General features: G+C 37.6%; 4 protein-coding genes and 2 pseudogenes. 2 read left to right on the top strand and 4 right to left on the bottom strand.

Annotated elements, in window-relative coordinates; all coding sequences use genetic code 11:
- Positions 1-176: transposase (locus BM135_RS16360; protein WP_175486113.1), on the top strand; the 176-nt coding region annotated here is incomplete at its 5' end.
- On the opposite strand, the gene BM135_RS16355 is transcribed toward BM135_RS16360, so the two are convergent.
- The 4 genes and pseudogenes from BM135_RS16355 to BM135_RS17790 all read right to left on the bottom strand — a co-directional run bounded on the left by BM135_RS16355 (position 152) and on the right by BM135_RS17790 (position 1,483).
- Positions 152-679: a hypothetical protein gene (locus tag BM135_RS16355; RefSeq protein WP_139204137.1), complete on the bottom strand. Its 528-nt coding sequence runs from the start codon at positions 677-679 to the stop codon at positions 152-154. The genes BM135_RS16360 and BM135_RS16355 overlap by 25 nt on opposite strands.
- 94 nt (positions 680-773) lie before the next feature.
- Complete coding sequence (locus BM135_RS16350) at positions 774-1,007, bottom strand: hypothetical protein (protein WP_092521582.1); 234 nt, start codon at positions 1,005-1,007, stop codon at positions 774-776.
- A 144-nt stretch (positions 1,008-1,151) separates the two neighbouring features.
- Positions 1,152-1,415, bottom strand: a pseudogene (locus BM135_RS16345) (tyrosine-type recombinase/integrase); the annotation flags it as partial.
- The gene (locus tag BM135_RS17790) at positions 1,358-1,483 is read right to left on the bottom strand and encodes a hypothetical protein (protein ID WP_281244158.1); all 126 of its coding nucleotides are present in this window, start codon (positions 1,481-1,483) and stop codon (positions 1,358-1,360) included. The gene BM135_RS17790 and the pseudogene BM135_RS16345, both read right to left, overlap by 58 nt.
- A gap of 24 nt (positions 1,484-1,507) precedes the next feature.
- On the opposite strand from BM135_RS17790, the pseudogene BM135_RS16340 reads away from it, so the two are divergent.
- Positions 1,508-1,688 (top strand): annotated as a pseudogene (locus BM135_RS16340) (IS982 family transposase); the annotation flags it as partial.

Below are 1,688 nucleotides of genomic sequence, written 5' to 3'. Positions count from 1 at the left end.
TGCTTTTACTTTATCTTCCTGCCTACAGCCCCGAACTGAATCTGATTGAAATCATCTGGAAACAAGCCAAATATCACTGGCGACGTTTTATCACCCGGACTCAGGATACAATGGAGGATGAGCTAAATACTTTATTGGACGGTTATGGTGATCAATTTGCAATTAATTTTTCTTGAGCACTTAATTCATTGATTTTTGTTTTTAAAGATTTATTTTCTAATTCTAAACTTTCAATTTTTGAGAGTAAATCAACTGAACTACTTTCATTATCTATTTCACTTTCAGGTAATTCAAAAGGCCAATCTAGGTTATGCTCTCTAGCCCATTTAGTAACTTGGTCTTTAACTAAAGTAACATCGACTCTATATTCTTCATTATAGTTATAATCCATGATGATATTGTTGCCTGACAATATATCATTATCATATGCATCCCAAAGAGAGGCTCTATAACCACGAATAATATCAACCAATGGACCAGAATTTATATGTTCACTAGGTCTACACCCAGCAAAAATATTTGCAGCTTCATCTAGTTGTATGCCTATTCTTGTTTTATATGGTTTAAGATAATCAGGCAAAGAACGCTCTCCCCCTAGAGAGAAACCTAAAACATCCTCAAGTTGGGATTTCACAAAACCAAACTTCCTATATTCGCTAGCTAATTTACGCTCTGTCATAATAAACTCACTCTAAAAAGGGATGCTGTCTTCAAAGCTAAATGGATCATTTTCAATGATGTTTTTTAGTAACTCTCGAATCAGAGGTCTATTATCACAGTATGAAAATGTAGCTATTCCTAATTTTTCCCCAAAAAAAAGGAGGATTAACTGGACTATTATTCCAATCTCTATCATCTGGTAATTTCAATAAAATAATCTCAGCGGCAGTCACTAAGGAGCAATCCAGCATCTCGCAAATAATATTTAGAGTATCTTCTATAGAAATAAAATCTTTTGCTTTGCTTTTTAATTCACTAAGCGGATCCGCTAAAAACACATTATTCATCACGCCACCTCACGCCCTCATTTAATAGAAGCTATGCCAGCCCGTAGAGGTGTACGGGTTTTCGGGGATCAGCCTAGGCATAGCTTTATTCTTTAACGTCTTGGATAGTCTACTAAAGTCAATTATCGCTGTCTATTCATCCAATTAAGCACGTTTCCCAAATTTGCCATGTACCACATTTTCGCCTCGTTCTAGTGCACCCATATAGTCGGCATACCATTGAAGCATTTCCTGACGACCATCCAAATATTGAGCATGGTTATACGTGCCACGAATGCTGTTTTTATCAACATGAGCAAGTTGTGTTTCAATCCACTCAGAGGGGTAATTTTGTTCGTGCAAAATAGTACTCATTGTGTGGCGGAATCCGTGGCTCGTTGCTTGCCCTGTATAACCAATTCGTCTAATAAACCCGAATTCTGGATAAGAAATTGACGAGAAGCCTGTTCCCGGAGCAATGTTTTGGTGAAGGCCAAAACAGCTCCAGGGAGGAACAGGCTATGAACAACTTAGTTGAAATTTTCATCGATGTCGATGACTTTTGTCGTTTTTTCATTCCACAATGGGAACAGTTTTGTCTCAAGAGGGGATATCGCCTACGTCGTAGAAAAGGTCATATGTATCCCAGTGAAATCATGACCATCTTGCGCCTCTTTCATCTGTCGCATTATCGTGATTTTA

Origin of the sequence: Xenorhabdus japonica, assembly GCF_900115195.1 — a bacterium.
GTDB lineage: Bacteria > Pseudomonadota > Gammaproteobacteria > Enterobacterales > Enterobacteriaceae > Xenorhabdus > Xenorhabdus japonica.
The sequence above is the reverse complement of the archived record's forward strand: the minus strand, read 5'-3'. Positions and strand labels throughout refer to the sequence as shown.

What these genes read in the sequence shown, in the direction of transcription:
- BM135_RS16355 (WP_139204137.1), bottom strand. Translation starts at nt 679, where the DNA reads ATGACAGAGCGTAAATTAGCTAGCGAATATAGGAAGTTTGGTTTTGTG.
- BM135_RS16350 (WP_092521582.1), bottom strand. Translation starts at nt 1,007, where the DNA reads ATGAATAATGTGTTTTTAGCGGATCCGCTTAGTGAATTAAAAAGCAAA.